The sequence below is a fragment of the Streptomyces sp. NPDC004752 genome, from assembly GCF_053601275.1.
Genome location: NZ_JBSGBN010000052.1, coordinates 36,357 through 62,522, shown reverse-complemented (window position 1 = coordinate 62,522; position 26,166 = coordinate 36,357). Strand labels below are relative to the sequence as shown.

The following is a 26,166-nucleotide window of genomic DNA, read 5'->3' as shown; positions in this document are numbered from 1 at the left end:
ACTCCGTCAACGCCAAGAAGAACGAAGGCAAAGCGAAAGACACGATCCAGGTCGTGGACGTCGCCCAACTGCTCCTCGACTCCGTCAAGACGCCGGTGGCTTGACGTGACCGAAGCGCCAGGGGGATCAGGCGCCCGGGGGGATCAGGCGCTGCGCAGCCGATCCAGTACGGCGTCGGTGAAGTCCGCGGTCGTCGCCGTTCCCCCCAGGTCCCGGGTCCGGACGCCATCGGCCAGGGCCGATTCGAACGCGGCCGTGAGGCGCCGGCCGGCCTCGGGCTCGCCCAGGTGGTCCAGCATCATCGCGCCGGCCCACATCTGGCCCACGGGGTTGGCGATGCCCCTGCCCGCGATGTCCGGGGCGGAGCCGTGGACGGGCTCGAACATCGAGGGGTGTTCTCGGGTCGGATTGAGGTTGGCACTCGGGGCCACACCGATGGAGCCGGCGAGGGCGGCCACCAGGTCGGAGAGGATGTCACCGAACAGGTTCGACGCAACGACCACGTCGAGCGTTCCAGGCTGGAGAACGGCGCGCGCCGCCAGGGCGTCGATCAGGACCGACTCCAGCCGGAGCCCCGGGTACCGGGCGACGGTCTCGGCGACGACTTCGTCCCAGAACGGCATCGAGTGGATGATCCCGTTGGACTTGGTGGCCGACACCAGTGACCCGGACCGCGTCTGCGCCAGTTCGGCCGCGTAGCGGGCCGTGCGTTCCACACCTGCGCGGGTGAACAGCGCTTGCTGGGTGGCCATTTCCTCGGGCAGTCCCTGGTAGGCCCGGCCGCCGATCTCCGAGTACTCGCCTTCCACGTTCTCGCGTACGAGGACGACGTCCAGGCCCTGCGCATCGCGCAGTGGTGACTCGATGCCGGGCAGCAGTCGCACCGGACGCAGGTTGATGTACTGCAGGAACGCCCTGCGGATCGGGATCAGCAGACCCCACAGCGTGACATGGTCGGGCACCTCGGGTGTACCGACGGCGCCCAGGAAGATGGCGTCGCCGTCCGCGAGTTGCTCCAGACCGTCCTCGGGCATCATCCGCCCGTCCGCGAGGTAGCGCTCGGAGCTCCAGTCGCGCTCACGCCAGCGAATCGTGAAGCCCGCGTGGCGGGCCACGGCGTCGATGCACCGCATGGCCGCCGGCGTGACCTCCTTGCCGATGCCGTCACCCGCGATGACATCGACGACATACGAAGAACCCATGTGGCCGCGACCCCTCACTTCTCGGTCAGCAGGGCGTAGAGCTCTTCCGCCTGCTCCGGGCTGTGGGTCGCCAGTTGCTGGTAGTAGCCGGTGCGGGCGATACGGTACTGGCCGACGGCGTTGAGGCTCGCGAGCATCTCGGCCTGCTTGACGGCGATGATGTTCGGGTCGATGACGGAGATGCCGCGCAGCGTCTCGTCCTTCGCCGCGGTGATCTCGTAGCAGGCAGAGACGATGGTGCAGGCGATGACCACCGTCTCGGCGCCGGTCTCCTTCATGATGCGGAGGCTGGTGTCGTAGGCGTCCTTGGCCACGGCGGCCGGGTCTTTGATCATGTCGTGGATGAACCAGCCGACGTGCGAGACGGCCTTGCAGTTCTGCTCCTGCCCGTAGATCCGGACGCGGTCCGCGATCTCGGTGGCCGCCTTGTGATGGTCGGTCACGACGGCGTAGCGGTGACCGAACGGGCGGGTGTTCATGATCGATGCCTCAAGCGGTCCCACCACGGGAATGTCGACCAGCTCGCGGCATTGGGTCAGGCCCGGGTCGTAGCAGCAACCGATGACGAACGCGTCGAAGCCGTCCTTCTCGGCCTGGACGGCGGCCTTCATGATGCCGACCTCGACCAGGTGCTTGGCCGCGAAGTAATCCATGTTCTCGGGGACGATGTCGAGGTGGCGGACCTCGACCTCGGTGCCGCTCTGGAGCGAGGGGGTGAGCACGTCGTGGATCAGCTGGTCGTAGGCGGGGGTGCCGAACGGGTTCAGAAAGCAGATGCGCATGGTGACATCCAGGTGAGTCGAGGCGGGCGGACAACGGGGAGCAGGGGCGCGTCAATCGGTCTGTGACAGGAGCTTCGCGTACAGGTCGGGTCGGTGCAGCTTCAGGCCGGGGGCCTCCGGCTTCTCGCGCGAGGCGAGGAGGAGATCGTGATCCAGTTCCACCACCAGTACGTCTTCCCCGGTGCTCTCCGTGATGCCCATGAGCCCGTCGTTCTTACCGATGGTCTTGTCGACCGGGCCGGTCACCAGAGCCTTGCCGACGGCGTACATGGGGGCGTCCTCGGGAAGGCCGTTGTGGCCGATGAGGGGGGAGTGGACGACGTAGAGCTGATTCTCGATGGCGCGGGCCTGGCAGCCGGTGCGCACGCGGTGGACTCCGCGCCGGTTCCAGGTGAGGGACGGACACAGGATGAGGTCCACGCCCTTGCGCATCAGGTGGCGCGACAGCTCGGGGTACTGGATGTCGGCACAGATCAGCACCCCAACGGTGAACGGGCCGACCTCGGTGATGAGGAGGTCGTCGCCGCCCCGCGCGCCGAGATCGTGTTCCTGGGGAGTGAGATGGAGCTTGTCCTGGGACTCGACCCGACCGTCGGGGTGCACGACATAGGCGGTATTGCGCAGGGACTTGTCCTCGGCGACACGGTTGTGGCTGCCGCCGACGACGACGATGTTGTGCTCGGCCGCCATGTGCCGCAGGCCGGCGACGATGTCGTCGGTGAAGGTGGGCAGGACGTTCCAGTAGTCCGATTGGATCGTCTTCGTCGTGACGGTGTGGTCGGTGATGGCCCCGAGCAGGCCGGTGCTGGCGAGCTCCGGGAACAGGATGAGTTCGGCACTCTGCTCCGCGGCCTTCTGTACGAGACCCTCGACGTGCGCGAGGAAATCGTCCGACGACCGCTCGGCCCGCAGCTCGAACTGGGTGGTGGCGATCTTCAAGGTGCTCAATGCTTCCTCCGGTTCTTGCATGACCTTTCAGGTTTCTCCGCGCCGCAATGTCGAGACACCGTCGCGGATGTCTACGCGGGCATCACCGGTACTTCTCCACATCGGCCAGCTTCGGGTCGATGTTGTACTTCTTGAGGATCTCCGCGATCCGGCCGGAGGAACGGAGCTCGGCCAGCTCCTTGTTGAGGGCGGCGGTCAGCTTGTCGTTGCCCTTGGTGTGCGGGTAATTGGGCAGGGACGGCTTCTCGGAGACGGCGACGGCCGCGGTCGGGGCCATCGTCTTGGCGACGATGTCCTTGAAGCGCGCGTTCTGCGATACCAGGTAGGGCGCGTCGATACCGCCCAGCACGGCGGCGGCGCTCCGGCCCGTGGCGAGGTCCGAGAGCGCCGCGTCGGTGCTCTGGTACTCCTTCAGCTTGTCGCCGTACAGGTTCTTGAGGTCGGGCACCCAGGCGTAACCGGTCACCGTGCCGACGGTCTTGCCCTTGAGCGCGTTCACGTCCGACGTGGCGCTCTTCGAGAAGATCGTCGGCAGCTCGACGTATACGGGATCGGACTGGTTGACGACCTTGCCGCGGTCGGGTGTGGCGTACCACCCGCCGGCCGTGATGTCGACCCGCTTGGTGCGGACGGCCTCGATGTCACCGGCGGCCGGAATCACATTCCAGGACGCCTTGAGGCAGGCGTCCTTCGCGAACTGATCGAGGGTCTCCAGATCGATGCCCGTCTGCTTGCCGCCCGCGTTGCTGAAGTACGGCGGGGCTTCCGGCGCGGCGATGGTGAGGGTGCCCTTGCTGATGGTCGGGAAGGTGAACTTGGGCTTGCAGTCCTTGCTGACGCCGGTGGCGGCCGAGGACGACGAGCCGCCACCGCAACCGGTGAGCAGGCCCAGAACCGAGACCGCGGCTGTGGCTATCAAGAGAGGGCGAGCGGTTTTCATGAATTCTCCACCTTTTCGGGTCTGCGCCGACGTATGGCCGACAAGAGGGGGGACGTCGTCTTCGGAGGTGAGTGGTGTTTCCTCTCCAGTGCCGCCACCAGTCGAGAACCGGGGATGGAGAAGAACGCGTAGATGAGCCCTGTCAGCACGAAGATGCTCATGTACTTGAAGTTCGCGGACGCGATCGAGTGCGCGGTGCTCATCAGCTCCGGGGCGGAGATTGCGAAGGCCACGGAGGTCGTCTGGAAGTAGACGATGACCCAGCTGATCAGCGGGGGTGTGACGATCCGCATGGCCTGCGGCAGGATGACCCGCTGCATTTCCACCCGCTTGCTCAGGCCCAGAGCCTGTGCCGCTTCCGACTGGCCGACGGGAACCGCGTCGAGGCCGGAACGGAACGCCTCACAGGTGTAGGAGGCGAAGTTCAGCCCGAGGGCGATCGAAGCCGCGGAGACGGCCTCCAGGCGGATTCCGGCATCGGGCAGACCGAAGTACACGAGGTACACGAGCACGAGGGAGGGAATTCCCCGACCGATCTCCATGAGGACGATGCCGAGCCAGCGCACGGCTGTATGTCGACTGCGTTGTGTGAGGGCCAGGGCGATGGCGAGCGGTGTGCCGATCAGGACGGTCGCCAGGAGCAGTTCGAAGCTGACCTTGAGTCCCGGCAGCAGGCTCGGGAGGGTGTCCCACCAATCCGACAGGGTGTTCATGGTCAGGCCCTCGCCTTCATGGGCTCAAGACGGTGCGACAGCCACCGTCCGGCGACGGCCACCGGGACACTGAGCGTGAGGTAGAGGACCGCGGCGCTGATGAACACCTCAAGGCCCTGGCCCGTGCGCTGGTTCTCCACCACCGCGAGCGCGGAGATGTCCTGGACTCCGATCACCGACGCGACAGCGCTGTCCTTGAGGAGACCGATGAGGTAGGCGATCGCCAGCGGGATCATGGTCCTGACCGCCTGCGGGACCAGCACACGCAGGTAGATGACGGTTCTGCTGAGCCCGAGCGCCTCACCGGCCTCCGTCTGCCCGGTGGGGACGGCCCGGAACCCGGACCGGTAGATCTCCGACAGGTACGCGGCCGAGATGAGACCGAATACGACGATGCCCGCGTCGACCGGATCCATGGTGATGCCGAACTCGGGCAGGCCGAAGAAGACGAGGAACAGCCAGGGAAGAGGGGGAATCGCCCGGAGCAGTTCGACATAGCCGGCGCCCAGAGCGCGCAGCGGCACAAGATGCGAGCGCCGCAGGGCGGTGATCGGGACGGCCAGCAGGAGTCCGATGAGGAATGCCGCGAACGTGATCTGGAGCGTGTACTGAATCCCGTCGACCAGCATCGGGAAGTGCTGTGTGATGTTCATCAGCGGTCCAGAACGGCTTTGAGGAAACGCTGCGTCCGCTCGTGCTGCGGCGACCGCAGCACCTTCGACGGTTCGCCTTCCTCGACGATGAGACCGTCGCTGATGAAGACGACCCGGTCGGCCACGTCTTCCGCGAACTGCATTTCGTGCGTCACCACGATCATGGTCATGCCGGTGGCGGCCATGTCTCGCATGACCCCCAGGACATCAGCGCCCAGCTCCGGGTCCAGGGCCGACGTCGGCTCGTCGAACAACATGACCTTCGGCTCCAGGGCGAGGGCTCTCGCGATGGCGATGCGCTGCTGCTGTCCGCCCGAGCACTGCGTGGGCCGGTGATCCGCGCGGTTGGCGAGCCCGACGCGGTCGAGCAGCGCGAGTGCGCGCTTGCGCGACTCCTCCTTGCTGCGCCCCAGGGCATGGACCTGGGCGAGCGTGATGTTCTCCAGCGCGGTCAAGTGGGGGAAGAGGTTGAACGACTGGAAGACCATGCCCACCTTTCGGCGGAGCTCGGCCAGCTCACGGGCTCTCGGGTGTCGGCCGGGGCGATCGACCACCGAGACCCCGTCCACGCGAATGGCACCCGAGGTCGGTGCCTGAAGATGATTGATACATCGCAGAAACGTGCTCTTCCCCGAACCACTCGGACCCACGATGGCAACTACCTCGCCGGAATCAACCTGCATGGTGATGCCATTGACCGCGGGCTTGCCCGCGAAGACGACCTTGATATCTTCGGCCTCCAGAAAGGGCCGGGCCGGACTGATAGTGCTCATCGCGTTGCAACTTCCTTGAGGAGTTGGCCCGTCATGCGGATGATGAAGGCGACGCTAGTGACATGCCGAGGGCCGATCCATTGGTCGGATTCCGGTTCGCGTGGCGGATCACTGTGAGACGTCCAAGGAATGTGAGCCGCGTTTTTGGAGGGCTCCGACCGAATGGCTCGCGCGGCGTCGGGTCGTCTCAGACCGGTGTCAGGGCTGCGGCGACGGCCTGCGGCAGCGGGCGGGCGGCTGCCGTATCGGCGTCGACGTTCACATAGACGATGTTGATCCTCGCCAGTTCCGTGGCGTCGCGCTTCACGTTCAGATCGAGCTCGAAGCTGCTGCGTCCGATCCGCACGCACGCCACATGGACCTGGAGGACATCATCGAAGAACGCAGGAGCCTTGAAGTGCAGTTGGGCGCTGACCACGGACGGATCGACGCCCGATGCGTTGAGCTTGTCGTAGGGCCAGCCCAGATGGCGGAAGTACTCTGTCATCGCCACGTCGGCGATCTCCAGATAGCGGCTGTTGAAGAGGAACGATTGCGCGTCCGCCTCGTGGTACCGCACGCGATGCGTATGAACGAAGGCCGTGGGCATCACCCGCGTGTCGGCGCCGGCGGAGATGCCGTCGGGGCCGGCGTTCGTCACTGCTTCCTCCTGAACATGACGATCCACTGGCCTTCCTGGCAGACCTCGTCGTTCTGGTTGGTCACCTGGACGTCGAAGGTGACGATTCCCCGGTCCGGCTTGGAGGAGGAGGGGCGGACTTCGGCGACCTGCTGGTGGACCTTGATCGTGTCGCCGATCCGTACAGCTGCCTTGAGGGTCCAGTTCATGCCCAGGAAGGCGATGGCCGTGCCGTCCTTGATGCCCAGACGGGACTCCAGCCCGGTGGCCACGGCGAAGACACCCGGCCCGTGAAAGATGCGGCCGCCGAATTGCGTGTTCTTCGCGAATTCCTCATCGGTGTGCAGCGGGTTGAAGTCGCCGGATATTCCCGCGAACGCAACGACATCCGCCTCGGTGATGGTGCGAGCGGGAGTGACCCAGCTCTGACCCACCGAGAAATCGTCGAAGTGCAGACCGGTCGCGGCGACTTCCGTTTCCAACAGGGACATATGCCTCAACTTTCCAGGTTATTGCCCGTCTTGAGCGGTAACAGATCCCAGTCTCGCCTCCGATGTCGGGTGGCACCATTGGTCTCGTTCCGAAAGAACCACTTCATATGCGGGAGATTTCCAGAGGAGAGACGGATCGGAAGATCAGAAACAAGCAGGCTTCGCTCCTGTGCTTCCTGGAGCGAAGCCTGCCGGGTCACAGTGACGGTCGGCGGTCAGCGTTCCGGACCCACGGCCGCACCGAAGCGCTCGGCAAGACCCCGCCCGGCCTCGTCGAAGACGGCGCCCTCGGCCTCCGCTCCGCGCGCCACTGCCGTCTGACCGGTCCGCGCGACCGGAGTGATTCCGCGCTGGGCGCGGGACTGCGCTTCCACCATGGACAACGCGGTCAGGGCCAGAAAGAGCGAGGACACCGCGGCCGGGTCCCGCAAGCTGAGGTCCAGGGTCGACTCTATTTTCGACAGGCGGTATCTGAGCGAGTTGTGGTGGACCGACAGAGCATCGGCCGCCTCCATGATGTTCTGCCGATGCTCGAAGTAGGTGGAGAGCGTGAGCAGCATGGTCTGCTTGTCCTCCAGCGGCCGCAGCAGTTCGTTCGCCCACTCGCCCATCTTGTCGAGACCCACGTCGGAGAAGAGACGGGTCGCGAAGTCGAACTCCTCGTTCGACATGCTGCGCCGGGTGGTGTCCTCGCGGCGCAGGAATCGCACGGCGAGCTGGGCGTCGTGGTAGGAGTCGACCACATGGCCGACGTCGACCGCATTGCGGCCGATGCCGAGCAGAAAGTCCGCGGACGGTTGTCCCACTTTGACGAAGGTGCGCCTGACCGTGGAGGCCGAAGCCTGCAAAAGCCCCACGACAGCGTTCTCCCGGAGCACGAGCAGGTGCGGGATGCCGTCGCTGTTCAGATGACGCTGCAGATGGAAGTACAGATTCTCGAGTGCCGACATCTCCCGGGCGGGGGAGCGGGCATGCTGGAGTTCCGCGAAGATCATGCGGGTCTCCTGCTCGAAGGAGATCCCCAGGGAGGCCATACGGCCGGCCAGTTCGGTGTTCTGGCGCTCCAGGCGCATCGCCAGCGCCTCCTCCAGGACGGCGCTGCGTACGGCCTTCTCCTGCTGTTGAGCGGCGATGTCGATGTGAAAGCTCGTCTCGGCAAGAGAGGCCGCGATGTACACGGCCGCCTCCGAGTAGCGGTCGGGAAAGGACGCGCGTCGGCTGGTGGCGAGCAGCCAGCCGTCCTTGTCTGCCGCGGACGTGCTGGTGGCGACTCTTACGGCGATCCCGTACCAGCCGTCGACCGCGAAGGTCTGGGAGTCACTCTGGGTGCGGCTGATCTCGGGAATCAACAGGGAGAGGGGAAGGGGGCCGGTGGGGTACTCGGCTGTGCCGGCGGCACCGATGACGGTGACCACCGCGTTGCACATCTTGGCCACACGAGAGGTGAGCGCCTTGAGGGGAACCGGTTCGGCCAGTGCCTGGGTCAGCGAGCGTTGCAGGGACGTGAGCCGTCCGGTGAGAGTCGTCTCCACGAGAGCGGTCGCCCTGGCGATCTCGCAGATCAGCTCCGCCGGATCGCCGTCGGCCGGCAGCCCCAGCAGGATGTGCCGACCCGCGGCCTCCGCCAGCCCTTCCGGCGTGCCGTTCCGCGGCAGCCAGGTGGCGATGATCCGCGAGCCGGGAAGAGCGAGCACCTCGGAGAGACCGCTGAGCAGCGAGGCGCCGTCGTCCGGACGGTCCACGCTCACCAGCACCACGTCGTCCTGGTGGCCGCCGATGTCATGGCCCAGCAGGAGGTGCGCACCCCGGACCACGCGCGAGTCGGCGTCCGGCGTGCCGACGAGCAGGGTCAGACCCAGCCGGTCGTTCCTGAGGAGGTCCCCGAGCGTGCACCCCGTCACCATGTCTGTCATCTGAAAGGTCCCCACACAGTCCGGGAGCATCTGTTCACCTGCCTGCCACACACCCTCGCGATCCAGCCAGACTAGGTAGCATCCAGTCTTGTCCTGCTTGTAATAGTTATCAATGTGGGCACCTGGTGATCGGGAGACTTCCAATAGGGCTTCTGGTCGCGTCTGCCTAGGGTGGGTCGAGGCGGCCGGCGAGGCTGGGATGTTACTTCGGTCGGCCTCCGGCGGCCTTTGGCGCACTCCGGTGAGACGGTCGGGGACCTTGTGCCACGGATACGGTCATGGGCACACAGGGAGGCAGCATGGACGGGCTCCGGGCGCTCGACACGGCCGACATCGTCGTGGTCGGGGGCGGGATCGTCGGTCTGTGCACCGCGTTCGAGCTGAACAGGCGCGGGTACGACGTGGTCATCGCGGAGCAGCGGATGTTCGCCTTCGGTGCCTCCGGGCGCAACTCCGGCGCCCTCTGGCTGCAGCTTCGCCGCAGCGGCTGCGAGCTGGAGCTCGCCCGGCGCGGCCTCGCACACTACGCCGACTACGAGGAGGAGCTCGGCCCGACCTTCGAGTTCCGCCGCAACAGTGGCTTGTTCTATTACGAGAACGAAGCCCAGAAGGCCGTACTGGACGACTACGTCGAGGATCGTCGCGCGGTCGGCCTCGACGTCTCCTTCGTCACGCCCCGCGAGGCACTCAAACACTCCAAGGTGCTGCCCGAGTCCGCCATCGGCGCCGTCCACTGCCCCGACGACGCGCAGATCGACACCCAGGCATTCGCTCGCGGCCTCGGTGCCGCCTGTCTGCGTCACGGTGTGCGTGTCTTTCAGAACACAGCCGTTCTGGGAACAGTGCGGCAAGGTGACACCGTCATCGGTGTACGCACGGTCCGTGGCGACATCCACGCCGGGGGAGTGGTGTGGGCGACCGGTGCCTGGTCGGTGAATCTGCGGTCGGAAGGCATCGACCTCCCCCTCGTGACCTCACGGGTGGGCCAGCTGGTCACCCAGCCGATCGCATACTCCCCGGGAGCCGTTCTGCACGGTCCACGGGGCGTGGCCGGCTGCGGTGCGCTGACCGATCTGCCGTCCTACGACCCCCGGCTGTTCCCGCCTCCGCGGCCGACCGGGGCGGACGACGGCTTCGGCTACGACGACACCCTCGCGCAGAACACCGAGGGCGCACTGCTGATCGGCAACAGCATCGACGGGTCCGGCTCCCTCAATCCGCACATCAGCATGTCGGCGACCCAGGCCATGATCGACACCACCCTCGATCGAGGCGCACGCCTGGGCGAACTCGGCGTCACCGGTCTGTGGGCGGGCCTGGTCGGTCATACCCGCGACCAACTGCCCATCGTGGACCGTATCGAGGGCATCTACGTCAACACCGGCCACTCCTACGGGGTGGCGACCGGTCCGGTCTGCGGGGAGATCCTCGCCCAGATGATCGTCGGCGAATCTGACCCGCTGCGCGAGCATCTCGCCCTGGACCGGCCCGGGCTGCACGGCCGGGAGTGATCCGGTAAATCCTGGCTTTCCGCTCGCGACCGAGACCCGCCTCGGTGAATGATGAAGTCACGTATCACTTTCCGGGTGGACCGCAGAAACGACGCCCCTGTGTTCTTCACCAACGTCAGTCGGGTTCTTGATGAGATTTCCAATGGAAGCCCGAATCGGCGCCGCTTACGGTGACGTCACCCTTCATCATCGGGCGGACACAAGGAAAGAGGGAGGCCACCCGGATGGCATCGTCGAGCAGGTACGACATTCTTTTCGAGCCTGTGCAGCTGGGACCGAAGACTGCTCGCAACCGCTTCTGGCAGACACCCCACGCCGCGGGTTTCGGTACCGAGCGGCCCAGTCACATGGCCGGCTACCGCGCGATGAAAGCCGAGGGCGGGTGGGGCGTGGTCTTCACCGAGGCGACCTCGATCGCGCCGGAGGTGGACAAGTCGCCGGCGCCCCTCGCACGCCTGTGGGACGAGGGTGACGTACGCAATGCGCGTTATGTCGTGGACCGGATCCACGAGCACGGCAGTCTGGCCGGAATCGAGTTGGAGTACCACTCCTCCATCGGGTTCGCCACGGAGGGACGCGGCCTCAACGCACGAGGCGTGATCCCGGTCGCCGGTGAGTCCGGGTTGCCGGTCGGCTACGCGGCGACCTCAGCCGCGCTGGAGCTGGAGGACATCGAGGAGATCCAGGAACTGCATGTCAAGGCCGCCCTGCGGGCCCGCGATGCGGGTTTCGACCTGATCACCTTCCACTGCGGGCACGCGGCGTCGCTCCTGGCGCACTTCCTCATCCCGTACTACAACACGCGGACCGACGCATACGGCGGCAGCTTCGAGAACCGGGCCCGGTTCGCCCGCGAGACGCTCACCAAGGCCCGGGCGGCGCTGGGGAACTCGGTGGCGGTCGGACTCCGATTCGGGGTGGACACGCTGGACGAGCCGCTCGGAATCGGCGAGCGCGGCATGCGGGCGCATGGCGAGGCCCCGAAGTTCATCGAGCACATGGACGACCTCGTCGACTACTGGGACCTGGTGATCGGAGGCTACGACTGGGGACTTGACGCCCAGTCCTCGCGTACGGCCAAGGAGAACCACGAGGCCCCGTTCGTCGCACATCTGAAGAAACACAGTAGGAAACCGGTGGTGAACGTCGGCCGGTTCAACAGCCCCGACACCATGGTCGATGTCATCCGCTCGGGACAGTGCGACTTCATCGGCGCCGCACGCGCCGGCATCTCGGACCCCTTCCTGCCGGAGAAGATCCGCACAGGGCGGATCGAGGACATCCGCGAGTGCATCGGCTGCAACATCTGTGTGTCCAGGGACGTCGCCTACGCGCACCAGATATGTACGCAGAACGCCACGATCGGCGAGGAGTTCCGGCGCGGCTGGCACCCCGAGCGCTTCACACAGGCGAGCAACCACGACAACGACGTGCTGATCGTGGGTGCGGGCCCGGCCGGTATGGAGTGCGCCATGGTCCTCGGGAAACGGGGGATGCGCAACGTCCACCTCATCGAGGCCACCGGGCAACTCGGCGGCTGCCTCAACTGGGTGACCAGGATCCCGGGGCGTGAAGAGTGGCGGCGGCTCATCGAATACCGCGAGTTCCAGCTCTCGAAGCTGAACAACGTCACGACGATCTTCAACACCCGGCTCGACGCCGACGAAGTGCTCGACTACGGCGCGGGATTGGTGGTCGTGGCCACCGGCTCCCGGTACAGCCGCGCAGGTCTGTCCCCGTACGACCGTCGTCCGATGGACTTCCTCTCCGCCCTCGGTGAGCGCCTGCTGACGCCGGAGGACGTCCTGGAGGCCGGAAAGCCGGTAGGAGAGCGGGTTGTTGTCCTCGACACCGACGGCTACTTCGTCGGCCCCGGACTCGCGGAGAGTCTCGCGAGGGACGGACATACGGTGACCATGGTGACACCCGCCGAATCAGTGGGGCACTACACCAAGTTCACGAAGGAGCACCGGCGCCTGATGCTCGACCTGGAGGCGTTGAGCGTGGACATCCGGAGCAGCAGCACGGTGACCGGAGCGACCTCGAACGGCTTGCAGGTGCACAGCCATGGAAAGACGTACGACCAGGCCGTGGACAGCGTGATCCTGGTCGGCCAGCGCGAGGCGCAGACCGGGCTGTACCGGGAGCTGAAGGGGCGCTCGGCGCAGTGGGCCGAGAACGGGATCGAAGCGGTGTACCGGATCGGTGACTGCGTGCGGCCGAACTTCATCGCGGACGCCGTCTTCTCCGGGCACCGCCTCGCCCGGGAGATCGACTCCCCGAACCCCGCCCAGCCGTTGCCCTTCGTACGCGAGCGTCGTCTGATCGACGCCACGGAGGCCGATTTCGTCGTCGGCAGCCGGGCGACCTCGCCGCTGTACTGACCCGACAGCACACGATGAGGTGGGGCCCGCAGCAGTGCGGCCCGCAGCAGTGCGGCCCGCAGTAGCGGGGCCTGCAGCAGCGGGGCCCGCCTCATATGGTGCGGTGGCCGTCAGCCCTTCTGTTTGGTGATCGCCGCGGTGAGCCGCGCCGGGACGTACCGCAGAACAGACGGGGTCTTCGGCCATGAATCGGTGGTGTTCCAACGTCTCGTTCCACGGGTGGTAACTCCACCAGTGACGTGTCGGGGGAGGGCCGACCTAATGTGTGAGTCGTCGGGAGATATCAGCGCCATGACAGACCACAGCCGACGTACAACGCGAGTAGACGTATAACGCGAGTAAGGGAAATGGATATGACGGAACCCAGGAGCGTCGTTGTCACCGGTGCCGGAAGCGGGATCGGCGCGGCTGTGGCGGCGACTTTCGCAAAAGCCGGTGACCGTGTTTTCCTGGCGGACCTGTCCAAGGAGCGCCTGGAGCAAACCGTGCAGTCGCTCGGCTCCGAATTGGTGCAGGGCCGTCCGGTGGACGTCACGGACGCCGCGGCCCTCAATGACCTCGTCGACCGGGTGGTGGCGCAGACCGGCCGGGTGGACGTGCTGGTCAGCAACGCCGGTGTGTTCGACGGGGTCGCCGGCATCCAGGAGACCGGCGCCGAGCTGTGGAACAAGATCATCGGGATCAATCTGACCGGCTGCTTCAACGCCGTCAAGGCCGTCTCCGAGCAGATGATCACTCAGCGCGGCGGCCGGATCATCACCATCGGCTCGATCGCGGCGAGCCGCGCCATGCCCGACGGCATCGCCTACTGCGCCGCCAAGGCCGGCATCGAGGGTCTCACCCGTCGTCTGGCCTACGATCTCGGGCAGTACGGCATCACCGCCAATGTCGTCGCCCCCGGCGCCGTCCGCACCGGGATCCGGGCGACGTCCGGGGAGATCCTCGGTGACCTGGTCGACACCAACCGAGGCGTCGGGGTCAACGCCGACCTGATGAACTTGCTGATCCCCGCCGGTCGTCCCGGTCTGCCGGAGGAGATCGCCGCGACCGTGTTCTTCCTCGCCGGTGAGGGCGCGGCCTACATCAGCGGCGACGTGATCCACGTGGACGGCGGCTGGATCGCCACCTGACGCCGACGGCCGGCCCGACTCCGCAGGAGACGGCTTGCCCTCCCCCGACCCACGCCGGATGTCTGATCGGAGCAATCATGTCCAACCGTCGTACGGTCCTCGGCGTCACCGAGGAGCACGAGGCGCTGCGTGCGGTGGTGCGCCAATTCGTGGACGAGCGTGTGATCCCCACCGCGATGGAGCGCGAGGCGCGGGACGAATACCCGGCCGACCTGCTGCCCGAGATGGCAAAACTCGGCCTCATGGGCATGTCGGTCCCGGAGGAGTTCGGTGGTTCGGACGTCGACTACGTCAGCTACGGCCTTGTCTTCGAGGAACTGGCCCGGGGCTGGATGGGCCTCGCCAGCGTCGTCGGCAGCTCGGCAAGCGGTGCCTGGCTCATCGGCAAGTACGGCACCGAGGAGCAGAAGCAGACGTACCTGCCCGAACTGGCCGCGGGCAAGCGGACCAGCGGTATCGCCATGACCGAGCCCTCCGTCGGCACGGACCTGAAGAACATCAGGCTCACCGCGGTGCGCGACGGCGACCACTACGTCCTCAACGGCACCAAGACGATGATCACCCAGGCCCGGCACGCGGCCCCCCTGGTGATGCTGGTGCGCACCGATGTGAACGCCGAGCCGGCCCACCGCGGTATGAGCCTGGTGCTGGTCGAGCGCCATATGTCCGGCTACACCATCAGCCGGGACATCAAGAAGCTGGGCCACCGCGGACTGGACCTGTGCGAGCTCGTCTTCGACGACGCGAGGCTCCCCGTCGGGCAGCTGCTCGGCGACGTCGAGGGCCAGGGCTTCTACCAGATGATGTCCGCCCTGGACCGCGGCCGGATCTATATGGCGGGCGCCGCGGTCGGCATCGCCCGCGCGAGCCTGGAGGCTGCCGCCAAGTACGCCACCGAGCGAGAGACCTTCGGGCACCCGCTCGGCGACTACCAGGCGGTCAAGCTGAGGCTCGCGAAGATGGCGGTCGAGATCGAGGCATCCCGGCTGCTGCTGATCAATGCCGCCGTGAAGACCCAGGAGGAGGGCCGGGCGACCGTAGAGTCCGCCATGGCCAAGGCGTACGCGGCCGAGACCTGTCTCAACGCGTCGTACGACGCCATGCGCATCCTTGGCGGCTACGGGTTCACCACCGAGTTCCCCGTCGAACGGTACTACCGCGACGCGGCCCTGATGCCGATCGCCGAGGGCACGAACGACGTCCTGATGATGATGGTCGCCGACAGCGTCCTCACGGCTCGGCGCTGACACCGGGGTCTGTCCTGACACCGGGGTCTCTCCTGAGAAGGGGACTCTCTTGAGAAGTGCCGGACAGGGGCCGTAGCACGGTCCGCCCTGTCCGGCACGAGAGCCGCGGGCACAAGGCCGGGTCACGCTGTCGACGGACACGAGGCCGGGGCGAACCGTCGACTCGGCGGGCCGCGCCGACGTCCTGAGCCGCCGCGACACTCAGCCAAGTGGGAAACAGCTCACCCTGCGATGCGCGGTCCGCCGGCTCCCAACAACTCCCGCACGCGCGGGAACACTTCGGTTCCGAGCAGCTCGATCGCGCGCTCGTTCGCCGCGTCGTCGACCTCGCACCAGGGGACCTGTAGGACCAGGTAGTCGAAGCCCCGCTCGACATACTTGATGATCTCCTGTGCCGCCGTCTCGGGGTCGCCGACGATGAAGCGCTCGTGCGCCAGCTCGTCGATCGGCAGGTCGAAACGGTCGTCACCGGCAGGCATCACCTTGTCCTGACCGTGGCTGATGTACAACTCGTGATACTGCCGCTCCACATAGGGGCGCACGAGGCGCCTGGCTTCAGCGGTGGTCTCGGCGACGAAAGCCTCGCGCATCAGCGGCAACCAGGTCGGCCGTGGTCCGCGCTCGGCCGCTCCATAGTGTTCGAGGAAGAGGTCCTGCTGACGACCCAGCGTGGTGAGGTTCGCGTGTGGGCTGAAGAAGCAGGTGTCCGCGATCCGGGCGGCCCGCCGCACCGCCGCGTCGGCGTTCGCGGCCAGCCAGATCTCGGGACCGGCCTGCGCGTGGGGCAGCAAGGTCGGCTCGACGCCCTTGAGTTCGAAGAAGTCACCCGAGAAGTCGAAGCGATCACCGAGCCACATCGCGCGGATGATCTCGATCATCTCCTCGACACGTCGTCCGCGCGTCTTCTTCTCGATCCCGAAGTGGTCGAGCTCCTCGCCATAGGCCGCCCCCACACCGAGGATGAAACGTCCCTCGCTGAGCACATCCACCGTGGCTGATTCCTCGGCCACATCGATCGGGTGAAGCAGGGGAAGCAGCAGGATTCCGGTGCCCAGCTGCATGTCGCCCGCGAAGGACGCCAGGTTGCCGAGCAGCGGCCAGGGCTGGAGGATCGGGACCGGGTGGCGGGCGTAGTAGTGGCCCGTGAAGATCGCGTCAAAACCGGCGCGCTCTGCCACCTGCGTCTGACGGAGAGTGCGCCGATAGCAGTCGCGAAGAGTTCGCCCCTGCTCGGTGATCAAGTTCCATGCACTGCCCAGCTCCAGGCCGAAGCGAACCTCGACTGCCTTACTCACTTTGCGACTCCTTCTCGGGGATCCGAGTCGTCCCTCCAGGGCTGCGCCCAGTCTTTGCGAGGTGCGGCGAAGAAGCCATGTGAATAGTTCCAAGAGCCGACGCCGGTCTTCTCCGTGCCCACAAGGAGCGCGTCCGTGCCCACAAGGGGCGCGTTGTCCCGCTTGCGGCGCGGTGGGAAGAACCAGCCGGTCACGGCCGCGCACCGGCCCTCGTTCAGCGGACCGGCTGCGGTGTGCGCCCCGGAAATCCCTCCCGGGAGAGGGTGAGCAGGGGCCGCGCCTTCACCGCGGTCTCCTCGAACTCGTCCGCCGGGTCCGACAGGGCGACGATCGCGCCGCCGACCCCGTAGCGGACCTGGCCCGGGGTGACGACGAGCGTGCGGATGACGATGCCCAGGTCGACCGCTCCGGAGAGCGACAGATAACCGAGCCCACCCGAGTAGATGCCGCGCGGTCCGCCTTCGAGCCGGTCGATGATCTCCATCGTGCGCAGTTTCGGGGCGCCCGTCATCGATCCGCCGGGGAAGGCGGCCCGTACGCAGTCCACGACGCCCGCGTCGTCGCGCAGCCGCGCCCGGATGGTGCTCACCAGCTGGTGGACCGTGGCGTAGCTCTCGACGTGGAACAGTTCGTCGGCCGTGACCGAGCCGGTGCGGGCGGTACGGCCCAGGTCGTTCCGGACCAGATCGACGATCATGAGGTTCTCGGACCGGTCCTTCTCGCTGCCGCGCAGATCCGCGATCAGCGCCGCGTCCTCGGCTGCGGTGGCGCCGCGCGGCCGGGTCCCCTTGATGGGCTTCGACTCGGCGACGCCCTCGGCGGAGACGCGCAGGAACCGTTCCGGAGACGTGCTCAGCACGGAGAGGCCCGGGCCGAAGGTGAGCAGGGCGGCGAACGGGGCGGGGCTGGTGCGGCGCAGCCGCCGGTATGCCTGCCAGGGGTCGAGGTCGCCGGTGGCCGTGATCATGTTCGTCAGGCAGACCTCGTAGGTCTCGCCCGCCCTGATCTCCTCCTGGCAGCGGTCGATCAGCCCGAGGTAGGTCTCCCGGTCGTGCCGCAGGCGGAGGTCGGTCAGGGGAGCGGCGTCGAGGTCCTCCCCTAGCGGGGGCAGCTCGGCGGCGGCGAGGCGTTTCAGGCGGGCGGCCGTGGCGTCGAGCCAGGCGAGGGCCGGTGCCTCGTCGTCCTCGGCGAGGGCCAGCAGATGGGTCGTGCCCAGCAGATGGTCGAAGACGATCGCCCGGTCGGTGAAGATCATCGCCGCGTCGGGTTCCGTGGAGCGATGGGCGCGCGCGCCGCCGCACTCGGCCTTGAGTTCGTAGCCGAGCACACCGACCCAGCCGAGCGCGAAGTCACAGGGCAGCGGGGGGACATGGGTGTCCATCGAGCGCAGGTCGGCGTCGAGCCAGTCCAGGAAGGCGCCGGGTTCGGTCCGGGTGCCCGTGGCGGAGGTGACCGTGACGGTGCCGTGCCACACATCGGCGGTCGCGAGGCGGGCCAGCGGCCCGGCCGTGTCGCCCATCATCGTGAACCGGCCGGCGGCGCCGTCCCTGCGGCTGCTGTCGAGCCAGAACGCGTGGCCGCTGGCGCGGTAGAGGTGTCCGTAGACGGTCTCACTGTCCCAGCGCGTCCGCAGCCGCCTGGTCAGCACCTTGAGCCGGTGCCGTGGCGGCGGCAGCACGGGCGCGGGGCGGCCCGGCCGGGGCGGCTGCGGGGCCCGGCAGGCGGCGGCCGGACGGACGGGAAGGCCGCGGCGGGCCCGGTGCTCGCGGGTCAGCCGGGCGAAGTTGGCGAGTATCTCGTGCCCGTACTCGGTGGATATGGACTCCGGATGGAACTGCACGCCCCACAGCGGGCGGTGACGGTGCCGCAGTGCCATGAGCACGCCGTCCGGGGTTCGGGCGGTGGCCTCCAACTCCTCGGGCAGGTCCGTGGCGGCGAGCGAGTGGTAGCGCACCGCCTGGAACCCGTCGGGAAGGCCGGCGAACAGGTCCGTGCCGTCGTGCAGGACGGGCGAGAGCCGACCGTGCCGCGGTTCCGCGGCGCGGCCGACCCTGGCCCCGTGCCACAGGGCCAGGGCCTGGTGGCCGAGGCAGACGCCCAGCATCGGCAGCGTGCCGTGCTCGACGACCTCGCGGCAGATGCCGACGTCGCCAGCGCGCACCGGGGTGCCGGGGCCGGGCGAGAGGATGACGTTGTCGTACGTGTCGAGCACCCCGGGGTGCCAGGCGGGGTCGTCGTTGCGGATCACGGTCGGCTCGACACCCGTCACCTGGGCGACGCAATGGGCGAGATTGAAGGTGAAGGAGTCGTAGTTGTCGACGATCAGCGTGCGCAAGTCTGCTCCGGTGGTCAGTGGGACGCGGCCGGTCGGCCTGCCGCGGTGATCAGTTCGAGCAGCGTGTACTCGACGGCCTCCGTGCCCCGCGTGCCCTCCCGCACGGTCGCCGAGGCGATCGGGCGCAGGTCCTTGCCGTCGCCGGCGACGCTCAGGCGCAGCGCTTCGAGGTCGCCGCGGCTGGAGAAGTGCAGAAGCACCCGGCCCCCTTCGGCCAGCCGCCGGGGAGCCTGTCGCAGATAGCGCAGGTGCGCCTCGTAGCCCGGGTCGACGTAGGCCCGCTCGTGGTCGTCGCGGTGCCGGTAGCCGGGCGGGGCCAGTACGAAGTTGGAGTGCCAGTACACGGTGTCGAAGCGTGCCGCTTCGGGGATGCCCGCGAAGAGGTCGCTCTGCAGCGCCCGCACCCGTCCGGCGACGCCGTGACGCGCGGCGTTCAGCCCGGTGTTGCGGACTGCGTGAGGGTTGATGTCCGCGGCGACGACGGGGTCGCAGCCGGCGAGGGCCGCCGACACGGCGATGACACCGGTGCCGCAGCCGATCTCCAGGAAGGAGCCGGCGGGCGGCCGCCCGGACCCGGTGAGGCCGAGGAGGTCCATGGCCACACCGGTCGACGGGGAGAACGGTGGGGCGAACACATCGTCCAACAGGTCCCACTGCCGGCCGTGCAGCGTGAAGACCTCGGGCCGGTCCTCCCGGCTCCGTGCGAGCCTGCTGCGGGCGAGCGAGCGTTCGTAACTGCGGACGCCCTTCATCGGTCCCCTCCCCTGGGTTCGCGGGCGCGTAGCCGCCCGCCTCCTGCGCACCGCGGTCCGTGCCGCCTGTCATTCTGGGCAAGGTGATGACCACGCAAAAGGTGATCCCATGACAAGGTTGACGGTCTCTTGCAGTGTTCACGTCACCACCAGGCGTCACCGCCCACCCCCCTTGGAGATGAAGAACCATGTCAGCTGTGTCCCGTCGGCTTCCCACGGTGATGGACGTCCTGACCACCCTTGCCGAGCAAGGAGCGGCACATCGTCTGGACGAACTGCTCTCCGAGGCCAGAACGCGCGGCGCGAGCACACAGCAGGTGCAGGAACTGGAGCAGGCGGTCCTGCTCGGCCTGTCCGTCCTGGACCGGTTCGCGCTGGCGCAGGACCGGGAGGCGACGCTGGTCTCGCTCGTGGACACCTCCCGTGATCTGACCGCGGCGATGGCCGAGAGCGTGCAGGGCACGCTGCGCACCGCTGCGCAGCGGGCGCGCCGATTACTCCGGGTCGATCTCGCCTTTCTGGGTCTGCAGGAGCAGGCCGACGGATCGCTCACGGTCGTCGCGTCGGAGGGCGATGTGACGGCGCTGAACATAGGGCTGCGGATCACCGCCCCGTCCGGGATCGGGCGTGCCGCGCTGGACAAGGGGGCCCCGTTCTCGACCTCCGACTATCTGGCCGACGGTTCCATCGAGCACGCGGAGGAGATCGATCACGTGGTGCGCGCGGAGGGCCTGCGCGGGATGGTGGCCGTGCCGTTCCAGGGGCCCGGCGCGGTGTCGGGGGCCCTGTACGCCGCGCATCGCGCAGTGCGCTGGTTCACCGCCCAGGAGATCAGCTCGCTGTCCACACTCGCCTCACTGACCGCGACCGCGATCGGCACGGCACGGCTGATCGAATCGCTCGCCGCGCAGAAGGCGGAGCTGGAACGCGACGCCGCCCAGGCGTGGTCCATCGTCGGCGCGCACCGCCGGATGGAGGCGGCGTACGACCACCTGCTGGGCCTGGTGGACGACAGCAGCCCGCTGGAGACGATCACGGAGGTGGCGGCAACCGCGCTGGGCGGGGCGCTGGCGGTGCGCGAGCTGGGCGGCGAACTGCTCGCCTCGCACGGCCGACCGCCCGAGTACGAGGACGAGATCCTCACCCAGCGCAGTCTCGACGCGATGGCGGCGGGCGAACCGGTGCCGATGGACGACGGGGCGTGGGTGGCCCCGGTCACCGGCGGCGGCGATCCGCTGGGCACGGTGCTGTTCCTGCCGGACACGCCGTTCACCGGGCAGCGGGGTCCGCGCTCGCTGCGGATGGTGGTCCGGGCGATCGCGCTGTCCCTGCTGCGCGACCGGAACCGGGCGATGGCCGAGGGACGCACCCGCGACGACCTGTTCGAGGCGCTGCTGGCACCGGACTCCACGAGCCTTGCCTGGCGGCAGCTGGGGGAGCAGGCGACCCGGCTCGGGATCGGGTCCGAGACGCCGTACGTCGTGGTCGTGGCGCGTCCGGAGGGCGGGTCGCTGCGGCGGGCGACCGCGTGGGCGACGTCGTACGCGCACCGCAAGCAGGGGCTCAAGAGCGTGCGCGGCGACTGTCTGTCGCTGCTGCTGCCCGGCGGTGACGCGGCGGCCGCCGCGCAGGCCGCGCACAAGGAGCTGTCGCCGCTGCTGGGTGTGCCGGTGACGGTGGGGGCGGCGGGACCGCGGACCGGCCTGCCGGAGGTGGCGGGGCTGCACGACGACGCCCAGCGATGTCTGACCGCGCTGACCGAACTCGGCAACCAGGGAAGCGTCGCCACGCCGGAGCAACTCGGCTTCCTGGGCGTGCTGCTGACGGATGTGCTGAGCGTTCCGACGTATGTGGAGTCGGTGCTCGGACCGGTGCTGGCCCACGACGAACAGCGGTACACGGAGTTCGCCCGCACGCTGGAGGTGTACTTCGCGGCCGGAGCGAGCCCACGGCGGGCGGCCCGCGTGCTGCACATCCACCCGAACACGGTCGCCCGCCGCCTCGACCGGATCACCGAACTGCTCGGGGAGGACTGGCAGGAGCCGGGGCGCACCCTGGAGATCCAGCTGGCGCTGAGACTGCACCGGACCCGTAACACGCTGCTCGGCCGGCTGCCGCGCACCGTCCGGCGTCAGGCGGACAGCGGCAGCTCGTAGATGGGGGCCGCGGCACAGGCCGCCGCCGACACCGTGTGGGCCACGGAGGCGAGGGTCATGTGCCGGTGCCAGCCCGGGAAGGAGCGGCCCTCGAAGTCGCGCAGGCCGACTCGGTCGCCGAGCGGCTCGCCGTCGGCGCGGACCCGGGCCGCGTACTTGGTCAGGCGGAGCAGTGTGCCCGCGGAGGCGCCCCGTACCCAGGTCAGCCACAGGGCCACGGGCGGGCGGCACGGGTCGGTCCACTCGCCGAGCAGCAGCAGCCGGTGCCGGGCGGCGGCGCGGCCCGTGCGGACCGGGACGGCGGCCACCAAGGAGGTGCGGCGCACCTGGCCGCGGCCGAGGTCGGGCCAGGTCACCGGGCGGCGCAGCCCGCGCAGCGCCATCAGGATCTGCCCGGCGGGCAGCGGGCCGGCCCCGGCGCCGGGCAGCGCGGGGTCGGCGACGGCGAGCGGCGTCCGTGCGGTGATCCGGGCGAGGAACGGCACACTGGCCCGGGTGAACGCGTCGGCGACGGCGCCGGGCCGGGCCGGTACGTGATCCAGCGCCACCGGGCGGCCCGTGGCGCGGCCCACGCCGCCGAGGGCCAGGGAGACGGCGCACTCGTCCAGGTCCTCCGGCGCGGCGGACGCGGGTATCTCGGCGCGGGCGCGTCGCCGGGCCTCGTTCAGCCAGCTGTCCGGCAGGTGCAGCCGCCAGTCGACGGGGGCGGCCAGCTGCTCGCTGGTGCACCACAGGCCGAACGCCAACTGGCCGTGGACGGACTGGCCGAGGCCGGGCACATAGAGCCGGTCCACACCGACGGAGTGGGTGCCCGCCTTGGGTATCGGCAGGGCCCGCACTGTCCACACATGCCGCGGGGCGCGTTCGGTGAGCGTCGCGGCGAGGGCTGCGCGCACGGGACCCCAGTCCCAGGTCGAGCTGGTGATGAAGTGGTGCAGGCTCTGTTCCGTCGAGCTGTCGCCCGCGCCGTGCAGCGAGGCGGAGATGTTGCGCACCGACTTGCGGCCCTCGGTGGCGAGCAGCCCCGAGAGGTAGAGCTCCGCCTTGGTGCGCTGGTCACGGCGGCGCAGGGATGCGAAGAGCCTGGAGGACGGTCCGGGTCCGGCGGATTCGATCACGATGCTTCTTCTCCCGCTGCTACTGGGGCACGGTCACCACGAGGTGTCTGTCGGTGGCTGACTCCACCGTCGGTGCCCAGGCCGCCCGGCGGGAGGGCCGCCGACCACACACTTCTGCGTCGGTCTCGCTGTCCAGGTCACCAGGGAGCGCCGGTGACCTGGGAAGACGCCCGGTGCTCCGGTGACATGACACAGTCGGTGCGAGTCGATCGGGAGGACGACCCAGGGCTCATAGCGTGTGTGGATGGACCGAGAACCGTCCCGTTTGCCGGCCAAGGAACTCACCATGGGGGAGCTGTCGGCACGCAGCGGCGTGCGCCCCTCGGCACTGCGTTTCTACGAGAACGAGGGACTGATCCACAGCCGTCGTACGAACGGCAACCAGCGGCGCTACCGCCGGGACACGCTGCGCCGGGTCGCCGTCATCAGGACCGCGCAGGCAGTGGGGATCTCCCTGGCCGCGATCCGGGAGGCGTTCGCCGAGCTGCCGGAAGGCCGCACGCCCTCCCGCGAGGACTGGGCCAGGCTGGCCCGGTCGTGGCAGCCGGAACTGGACGCCCGTATCCGTCAACTGCGGGCATTGCGGCAGCGGTTGACGGAGTGCATCGGCTGCGGCTGCCTGTCGCTGGAACACTGTGCGCTGTCGAATCCGCACGATGTGCTCAGCCACCAGGGCCCGGGGGCGCGGCGGCTGCCGTGACGTGCCGGGCGGCTCGGGCGGCGGCCGCACGGACGCCGTCGGTCAGGCGGGCCAGGTCCACGGAGCGCTGCGCCGCCGCACGGCAGGACTCCGGGTCGCGGACGGCCGCGGCGAACGCGGCGACCGCCGCGGCGCACTGGTCGGCCGCGGGGAGCTCGACGCCGCGGAGGGCACCGTCCCGCTCCACCGTCACCTCCGGCCGGTGGTCCGCGGGCGGCGTGAAGGCCCGGTGCACGGTGATGCGTCCCCGGCTGCCCCACAGTTCGTAGCGGGACGTGTAGGCGTGGTCCATGCCGAAGGACAGCTGGGCGCACACACCGTCCGCGCGGCGCAGCAGCACCGAGCCCTCGACGTCGACGCCGGTGGAGCCCTGCCGCAAGGCGGCGCCGACGACGGTGAGGCCGGCGCCGAGGAAGTGCTGCGCGGCCTTGAGCGGATAGACGCCGACATCGAGCAGGGCGCCGCCGCCCAGGTCCGGCCGGTAACGGATGTCGTCGGCGGGGCGCGGCGGGATCGCGAACGCGGCGGACAGCTGCCGGAGTTCGCCGATCTCCTCGCCCAGCAGTTCGCGCACCCGGGCGTGCTGCGGGTGGTGCACGAACAGGAAGTTCTCCACGAGGGCGAGCCCGCGCCCCTCGGCCCTCCGCACGGCCTCCCGGGTGAGACCGCCACGGGTGGTGAGGGGCTTCTCCGCCAGGACGTGGTGCCCCGCGTCGAGGGCGCGCAGCACCCACTCGGCGTGCAGCGCGTTCGGCAGCGGGATGTACACGGCGTCCAGGCCCGGGAAGTCCAGCAGCCGTTCGTAGCCCTGCACGGGGGTGCCGCCGAAGCGCGCGGCGACCTCGCGGGCCGTGGTCGGGCGGCGGCTTGCGACGGCGGCCAGTTCGATGTCCGGGCTGTCGGCCATGGCGGGCAGCATGCGGCGCAGCGCGAACTCGGCGCAGCCCATGACCCCCACGCGTACCGGCCGCTGCGGCGTCATGCGATGAACCCCATGCAGGTCAGCAGGTTGCGTGTCTCCACGTTGAGCAGCCCCCCGTACTGGTTGACCTGGGCGAGCTGGCCGCAGGTCGCCCAGTGGAAGCCGTCCGGGACGTCGACGGGGAAGTCGTCGGGGACCGCGACGGCCCGATAGCGGTTGCGGGCGTGGTAGAAGCGGCCGCCCTCCTCGGAGTGCACCACGTCGAACAGGACCCGGCCCGGGTGCGCGGACAGAACGGTGTCGAGGTAGCGGGGGCGCACACCGTCGGCGAGGTGCGCGTAATTGCCGGGGCTGCACTGCACGGTCGGGGCGATCTCGACGCCGTCCGGGGTGCCGGCCTCGGCCCGGGCCTGGACGAGGACGTGCGGGACACCGCCGATACGGCGGACGACGAAGGCGACGACGCCCGCGCCGCAGGGCGCGAGCATCGGCTGGGACCAGTGGGCGACCTCGCGGTTCTCGGCCCGTACGTCGACGCCGACGATGCGGAAGTAGCGGTCGTGCTCGTGGCGCAGTTCCTCGTCGGTCATCCGCCAGCCCGCGGTCTTGGCGAGCGGGATGGTGCGGCGCGTCGTGCGGTCCATGGTCTTGTGGTGGGTCAGCCAGTTGAACAGGTCCGGCAGGGGGTGGGCGGGGGCGCCGCGAAAGCGCTCGCCCGCGGGCAGCAGCGCGTCCGGAAGATGCGACAGAACGGTACGGGTGTCCATGTTGACCAGGTCGTGCACCCTCAGCAGAGCGCCGATCTGCTCGAGCGAGAGCCAGCAGAAGTCGTCGAGGACCGGGATGTCGTCGTCGATCCGCAGGACGATGTTGCGGTTGCGCTTGGCCAGGAACCACGAGCCCTGTTCGCTCTGCAGCGCGTCGGCCAGCGGGCGGCCGTGTCCGCGCGCGATGAACAGCTCCAGATAGGGCACCGCGCGGCCGCGGTGGACGCGGGTGTAGTTGCTCCGGGTCGCCTGCACGGTCGGGGAGAGCTGGAGGGTGTTGACGTTGCCCGGCTCCATCTTGGCCTGGAGCAGGCAGTGCGGTACGCCGTCGAACTCCTTGACCAGGATGCCGAGGACGCCGTGTTCCGGCTGGTTGATGATCGGCTGCTGCCAGTGCCCGACCTCGCGCCCCGAACCGGTCACGTCCAGCCCGTGCACGGTGAAGAAACGGCCGCTGGTGTGGTGGAGATCGCCGGTGACCGGGTCCGTGATCCAGCCGTCGAGCCGGTTCAGCGGTGCGGGGGTCACCCGGTACTCGTTCGCCTCGTGACGTTTCGCAAGCCATCGGTGGAAATCCGCCAGGTCCGTGAACACCGTCGCACACTCCTTGTGGGGGACCGTCGTGGGTCGGCCGGAGGGGGGAGCCCCGGCCGTCGTGACCAGGCTCGCCCACCGCCCTAGAGACTTCCTGACGGGAATCTGGGCCCCTGTGTGACCTGACGAAGTTCGCGAGCCGGACTGGACCTCAACCGAACTTGACCTTCTAAGTTCACTGCTGTCCGCGTCATACCCGGGAAGGGAAAACGATGAGCACA

General features: G+C 68.6%; 22 protein-coding genes. 6 read left to right on the top strand and 16 right to left on the bottom strand.

The annotated features are described in order from the left end of the window. Positions 1 to 143 precede the first annotated feature (143 nt). From ACWEKM_RS22360 to ACWEKM_RS22315, 10 genes are all read right to left on the bottom strand, one after another. Positions 144 to 1,202, bottom strand: coding sequence for a tartrate dehydrogenase (locus tag ACWEKM_RS22360; RefSeq protein ID WP_451622942.1), 1,059 nt, complete (start codon positions 1,200 to 1,202; stop codon positions 144 to 146). Positions 1,203 to 1,216: 14 nt separating this feature from the next. Further along, complete coding sequence (locus ACWEKM_RS22355) at positions 1,217 to 1,984, bottom strand: aspartate/glutamate racemase family protein (RefSeq protein WP_451622941.1); 768 nt, start codon at positions 1,982 to 1,984, stop codon at positions 1,217 to 1,219. A gap of 51 nt (positions 1,985 to 2,035) precedes the next feature. After that, positions 2,036 to 2,932, bottom strand: coding sequence for a nitrilase-related carbon-nitrogen hydrolase (locus tag ACWEKM_RS22350; protein ID WP_451622940.1), 897 nt, complete (start codon positions 2,930 to 2,932; stop codon positions 2,036 to 2,038). Positions 2,933 to 3,014: 82 nt separating this feature from the next. Further along, the gene (locus ACWEKM_RS22345; protein ID WP_451622939.1) at positions 3,015 to 3,872 is read right to left on the bottom strand and encodes a substrate-binding periplasmic protein; all 858 of its coding nucleotides are present in this window, start codon (positions 3,870 to 3,872) and stop codon (positions 3,015 to 3,017) included. Next, positions 3,869 to 4,585: an amino acid ABC transporter permease gene (locus ACWEKM_RS22340; RefSeq protein WP_451622938.1), complete on the bottom strand. Its 717-nt coding sequence runs from the start codon at positions 4,583 to 4,585 to the stop codon at positions 3,869 to 3,871. The genes ACWEKM_RS22345 and ACWEKM_RS22340 overlap by 4 nt, the downstream gene beginning before the upstream one ends. 2 nt (positions 4,586 to 4,587) lie before the next feature. Beyond that, positions 4,588 to 5,238, bottom strand: coding sequence for an amino acid ABC transporter permease (locus ACWEKM_RS22335; RefSeq protein WP_451622937.1), 651 nt, complete (start codon positions 5,236 to 5,238; stop codon positions 4,588 to 4,590). Next, positions 5,238 to 6,011: an amino acid ABC transporter ATP-binding protein gene (locus ACWEKM_RS22330; protein ID WP_451622936.1), complete on the bottom strand. Its 774-nt coding sequence runs from the start codon at positions 6,009 to 6,011 to the stop codon at positions 5,238 to 5,240. The genes ACWEKM_RS22335 and ACWEKM_RS22330 overlap by 1 nt, the downstream gene beginning before the upstream one ends. A 187-nt stretch (positions 6,012 to 6,198) precedes the next feature. Beyond that, the gene (locus tag ACWEKM_RS22325; RefSeq protein WP_451622935.1) at positions 6,199 to 6,651 is read right to left on the bottom strand and encodes an acyl-CoA thioesterase; all 453 of its coding nucleotides are present in this window, start codon (positions 6,649 to 6,651) and stop codon (positions 6,199 to 6,201) included. Next, positions 6,648 to 7,121, bottom strand: coding sequence for a MaoC/PaaZ C-terminal domain-containing protein (locus ACWEKM_RS22320; protein WP_451622934.1), 474 nt, complete (start codon positions 7,119 to 7,121; stop codon positions 6,648 to 6,650). Before ACWEKM_RS22320 ends, ACWEKM_RS22325 begins: the two co-directional genes overlap by 4 nt. Positions 7,122 to 7,336: 215 nt before the next feature. Then, the gene (locus ACWEKM_RS22315; protein ID WP_451622933.1) at positions 7,337 to 9,034 is read right to left on the bottom strand and encodes a PucR family transcriptional regulator; all 1,698 of its coding nucleotides are present in this window, start codon (positions 9,032 to 9,034) and stop codon (positions 7,337 to 7,339) included. A 278-nt stretch (positions 9,035 to 9,312) separates the two neighbouring features. On the opposite strand from ACWEKM_RS22315, the gene ACWEKM_RS22310 reads away from it, so the two are divergent. From ACWEKM_RS22310 to ACWEKM_RS22295, 4 genes are all read left to right on the top strand, one after another. Beyond that, positions 9,313 to 10,545 (top strand): NAD(P)/FAD-dependent oxidoreductase, encoded by a 1,233-nt coding sequence (locus tag ACWEKM_RS22310; RefSeq protein WP_451622932.1) that lies wholly within the window; start codon positions 9,313 to 9,315, stop codon positions 10,543 to 10,545. 224 nt (positions 10,546 to 10,769) lie between these two features. Further along, positions 10,770 to 12,929 (top strand): oxidoreductase, encoded by a 2,160-nt coding sequence (locus tag ACWEKM_RS22305; protein WP_451622931.1) that lies wholly within the window; start codon positions 10,770 to 10,772, stop codon positions 12,927 to 12,929. Positions 12,930 to 13,282: 353 nt separating this feature from the next. Then, positions 13,283 to 14,059: an SDR family NAD(P)-dependent oxidoreductase gene (locus tag ACWEKM_RS22300; protein ID WP_451622930.1), complete on the top strand. Its 777-nt coding sequence runs from the start codon at positions 13,283 to 13,285 to the stop codon at positions 14,057 to 14,059. A 77-nt stretch (positions 14,060 to 14,136) separates the two neighbouring features. After that, positions 14,137 to 15,306 (top strand): acyl-CoA dehydrogenase family protein, encoded by a 1,170-nt coding sequence (locus ACWEKM_RS22295; RefSeq protein ID WP_451622929.1) that lies wholly within the window; start codon positions 14,137 to 14,139, stop codon positions 15,304 to 15,306. 221 nt (positions 15,307 to 15,527) lie between these two features. Here the strand turns inward: ACWEKM_RS22295 and ACWEKM_RS22290 are convergent, their stop codons facing one another. From ACWEKM_RS22290 to ACWEKM_RS22280, 3 genes are all read right to left on the bottom strand, one after another. Beyond that, the gene (locus ACWEKM_RS22290) at positions 15,528 to 16,601 is read right to left on the bottom strand and encodes an LLM class flavin-dependent oxidoreductase (protein ID WP_451622928.1); all 1,074 of its coding nucleotides are present in this window, start codon (positions 16,599 to 16,601) and stop codon (positions 15,528 to 15,530) included. A gap of 214 nt (positions 16,602 to 16,815) precedes the next feature. After that, complete coding sequence (gene pabB, locus ACWEKM_RS22285) at positions 16,816 to 18,936, bottom strand: aminodeoxychorismate synthase component I (protein ID WP_451622927.1); 2,121 nt, start codon at positions 18,934 to 18,936, stop codon at positions 16,816 to 16,818. A gap of 14 nt (positions 18,937 to 18,950) precedes the next feature. Continuing rightward, the gene (locus ACWEKM_RS22280) at positions 18,951 to 19,688 is read right to left on the bottom strand and encodes a 50S ribosomal protein L11 methyltransferase (protein ID WP_451622926.1); all 738 of its coding nucleotides are present in this window, start codon (positions 19,686 to 19,688) and stop codon (positions 18,951 to 18,953) included. 188 nt (positions 19,689 to 19,876) lie between these two features. Between ACWEKM_RS22280 and ACWEKM_RS22275 the strand changes: the two genes are divergently transcribed. Beyond that, positions 19,877 to 21,844 carry a helix-turn-helix domain-containing protein gene (locus ACWEKM_RS22275; protein WP_451622925.1) on the top strand — a complete coding sequence of 656 codons (1,968 nt, stop codon included), beginning with the start codon at positions 19,877 to 19,879 and terminating at the stop codon, positions 21,842 to 21,844. Here ACWEKM_RS22275 and ACWEKM_RS22270 read toward each other — a convergent pair. Further along, complete coding sequence (locus ACWEKM_RS22270) at positions 21,820 to 22,962, bottom strand: IS701 family transposase (protein WP_451622924.1); 1,143 nt, start codon at positions 22,960 to 22,962, stop codon at positions 21,820 to 21,822. The two genes, ACWEKM_RS22275 and ACWEKM_RS22270, sit on opposite strands and share 25 nt — an antisense overlap. A 244-nt stretch (positions 22,963 to 23,206) precedes the next feature. Between ACWEKM_RS22270 and soxR the strand changes: the two genes are divergently transcribed. After that, on the top strand, positions 23,207 to 23,662 hold the full coding sequence (gene soxR / locus ACWEKM_RS22265; protein ID WP_451622923.1) for a redox-sensitive transcriptional activator SoxR: 456 nt from the start codon (positions 23,207 to 23,209) through the stop codon (positions 23,660 to 23,662). Here soxR and ACWEKM_RS22260 read toward each other — a convergent pair. Both ACWEKM_RS22260 and ACWEKM_RS22255 read right to left on the bottom strand, forming a co-directional pair. Beyond that, positions 23,625 to 24,644, bottom strand: a complete 1,020-nt coding sequence (locus ACWEKM_RS22260; protein ID WP_451622922.1) for a Gfo/Idh/MocA family protein — start codon at positions 24,642 to 24,644, stop codon at positions 23,625 to 23,627. The two genes, soxR and ACWEKM_RS22260, sit on opposite strands and share 38 nt — an antisense overlap. After that, the gene (locus ACWEKM_RS22255; RefSeq protein ID WP_451622921.1) at positions 24,641 to 25,945 is read right to left on the bottom strand and encodes an NDP-hexose 2,3-dehydratase family protein; all 1,305 of its coding nucleotides are present in this window, start codon (positions 25,943 to 25,945) and stop codon (positions 24,641 to 24,643) included. The genes ACWEKM_RS22260 and ACWEKM_RS22255 overlap by 4 nt, the downstream gene beginning before the upstream one ends. Between the last annotated feature and the right edge of the window lie 221 nt (positions 25,946 to 26,166).

Excerpts from the sequence above, each read along its gene's own strand:
- ACWEKM_RS22305 (WP_451622931.1), top strand. The coding sequence starts at position 10,770 with ATGGCATCGTCGAGCAGGTACGACATTCTTTTCGAGCCTGTGCAGCTG.
- ACWEKM_RS22275 (WP_451622925.1), top strand. The coding sequence starts at position 19,877 with ATGTCAGCTGTGTCCCGTCGGCTTCCCACGGTGATGGACGTCCTGACC.
- ACWEKM_RS22345 (WP_451622939.1), bottom strand. The coding sequence starts at position 3,872 with ATGAAAACCGCTCGCCCTCTCTTGATAGCCACAGCCGCGGTCTCGGTT.
- ACWEKM_RS22355 (WP_451622941.1), bottom strand. The coding sequence starts at position 1,984 with ATGCGCATCTGCTTTCTGAACCCGTTCGGCACCCCCGCCTACGACCAG.
- ACWEKM_RS22295 (WP_451622929.1), top strand. The coding sequence starts at position 14,137 with ATGTCCAACCGTCGTACGGTCCTCGGCGTCACCGAGGAGCACGAGGCG.
- ACWEKM_RS22300 (WP_451622930.1), top strand. The coding sequence starts at position 13,283 with ATGACGGAACCCAGGAGCGTCGTTGTCACCGGTGCCGGAAGCGGGATC.
- ACWEKM_RS22360 (WP_451622942.1), bottom strand. The coding sequence starts at position 1,202 with ATGGGTTCTTCGTATGTCGTCGATGTCATCGCGGGTGACGGCATCGGC.
- soxR (WP_451622923.1), top strand. The coding sequence starts at position 23,207 with ATGGACCGAGAACCGTCCCGTTTGCCGGCCAAGGAACTCACCATGGGG.
- ACWEKM_RS22330 (WP_451622936.1), bottom strand. The coding sequence starts at position 6,011 with ATGAGCACTATCAGTCCGGCCCGGCCCTTTCTGGAGGCCGAAGATATC.
- ACWEKM_RS22310 (WP_451622932.1), top strand. The coding sequence starts at position 9,313 with ATGGGCACACAGGGAGGCAGCATGGACGGGCTCCGGGCGCTCGACACG.
- ACWEKM_RS22260 (WP_451622922.1), bottom strand. The coding sequence starts at position 24,644 with ATGACGCCGCAGCGGCCGGTACGCGTGGGGGTCATGGGCTGCGCCGAG.
- ACWEKM_RS22335 (WP_451622937.1), bottom strand. The coding sequence starts at position 5,238 with ATGAACATCACACAGCACTTCCCGATGCTGGTCGACGGGATTCAGTAC.
- ACWEKM_RS22320 (WP_451622934.1), bottom strand. The coding sequence starts at position 7,121 with ATGTCCCTGTTGGAAACGGAAGTCGCCGCGACCGGTCTGCACTTCGAC.
- ACWEKM_RS22340 (WP_451622938.1), bottom strand. The coding sequence starts at position 4,585 with ATGAACACCCTGTCGGATTGGTGGGACACCCTCCCGAGCCTGCTGCCG.
- ACWEKM_RS22280 (WP_451622926.1), bottom strand. The coding sequence starts at position 19,688 with ATGAAGGGCGTCCGCAGTTACGAACGCTCGCTCGCCCGCAGCAGGCTC.
- ACWEKM_RS22315 (WP_451622933.1), bottom strand. The coding sequence starts at position 9,034 with ATGACAGACATGGTGACGGGGTGCACGCTCGGGGACCTCCTCAGGAAC.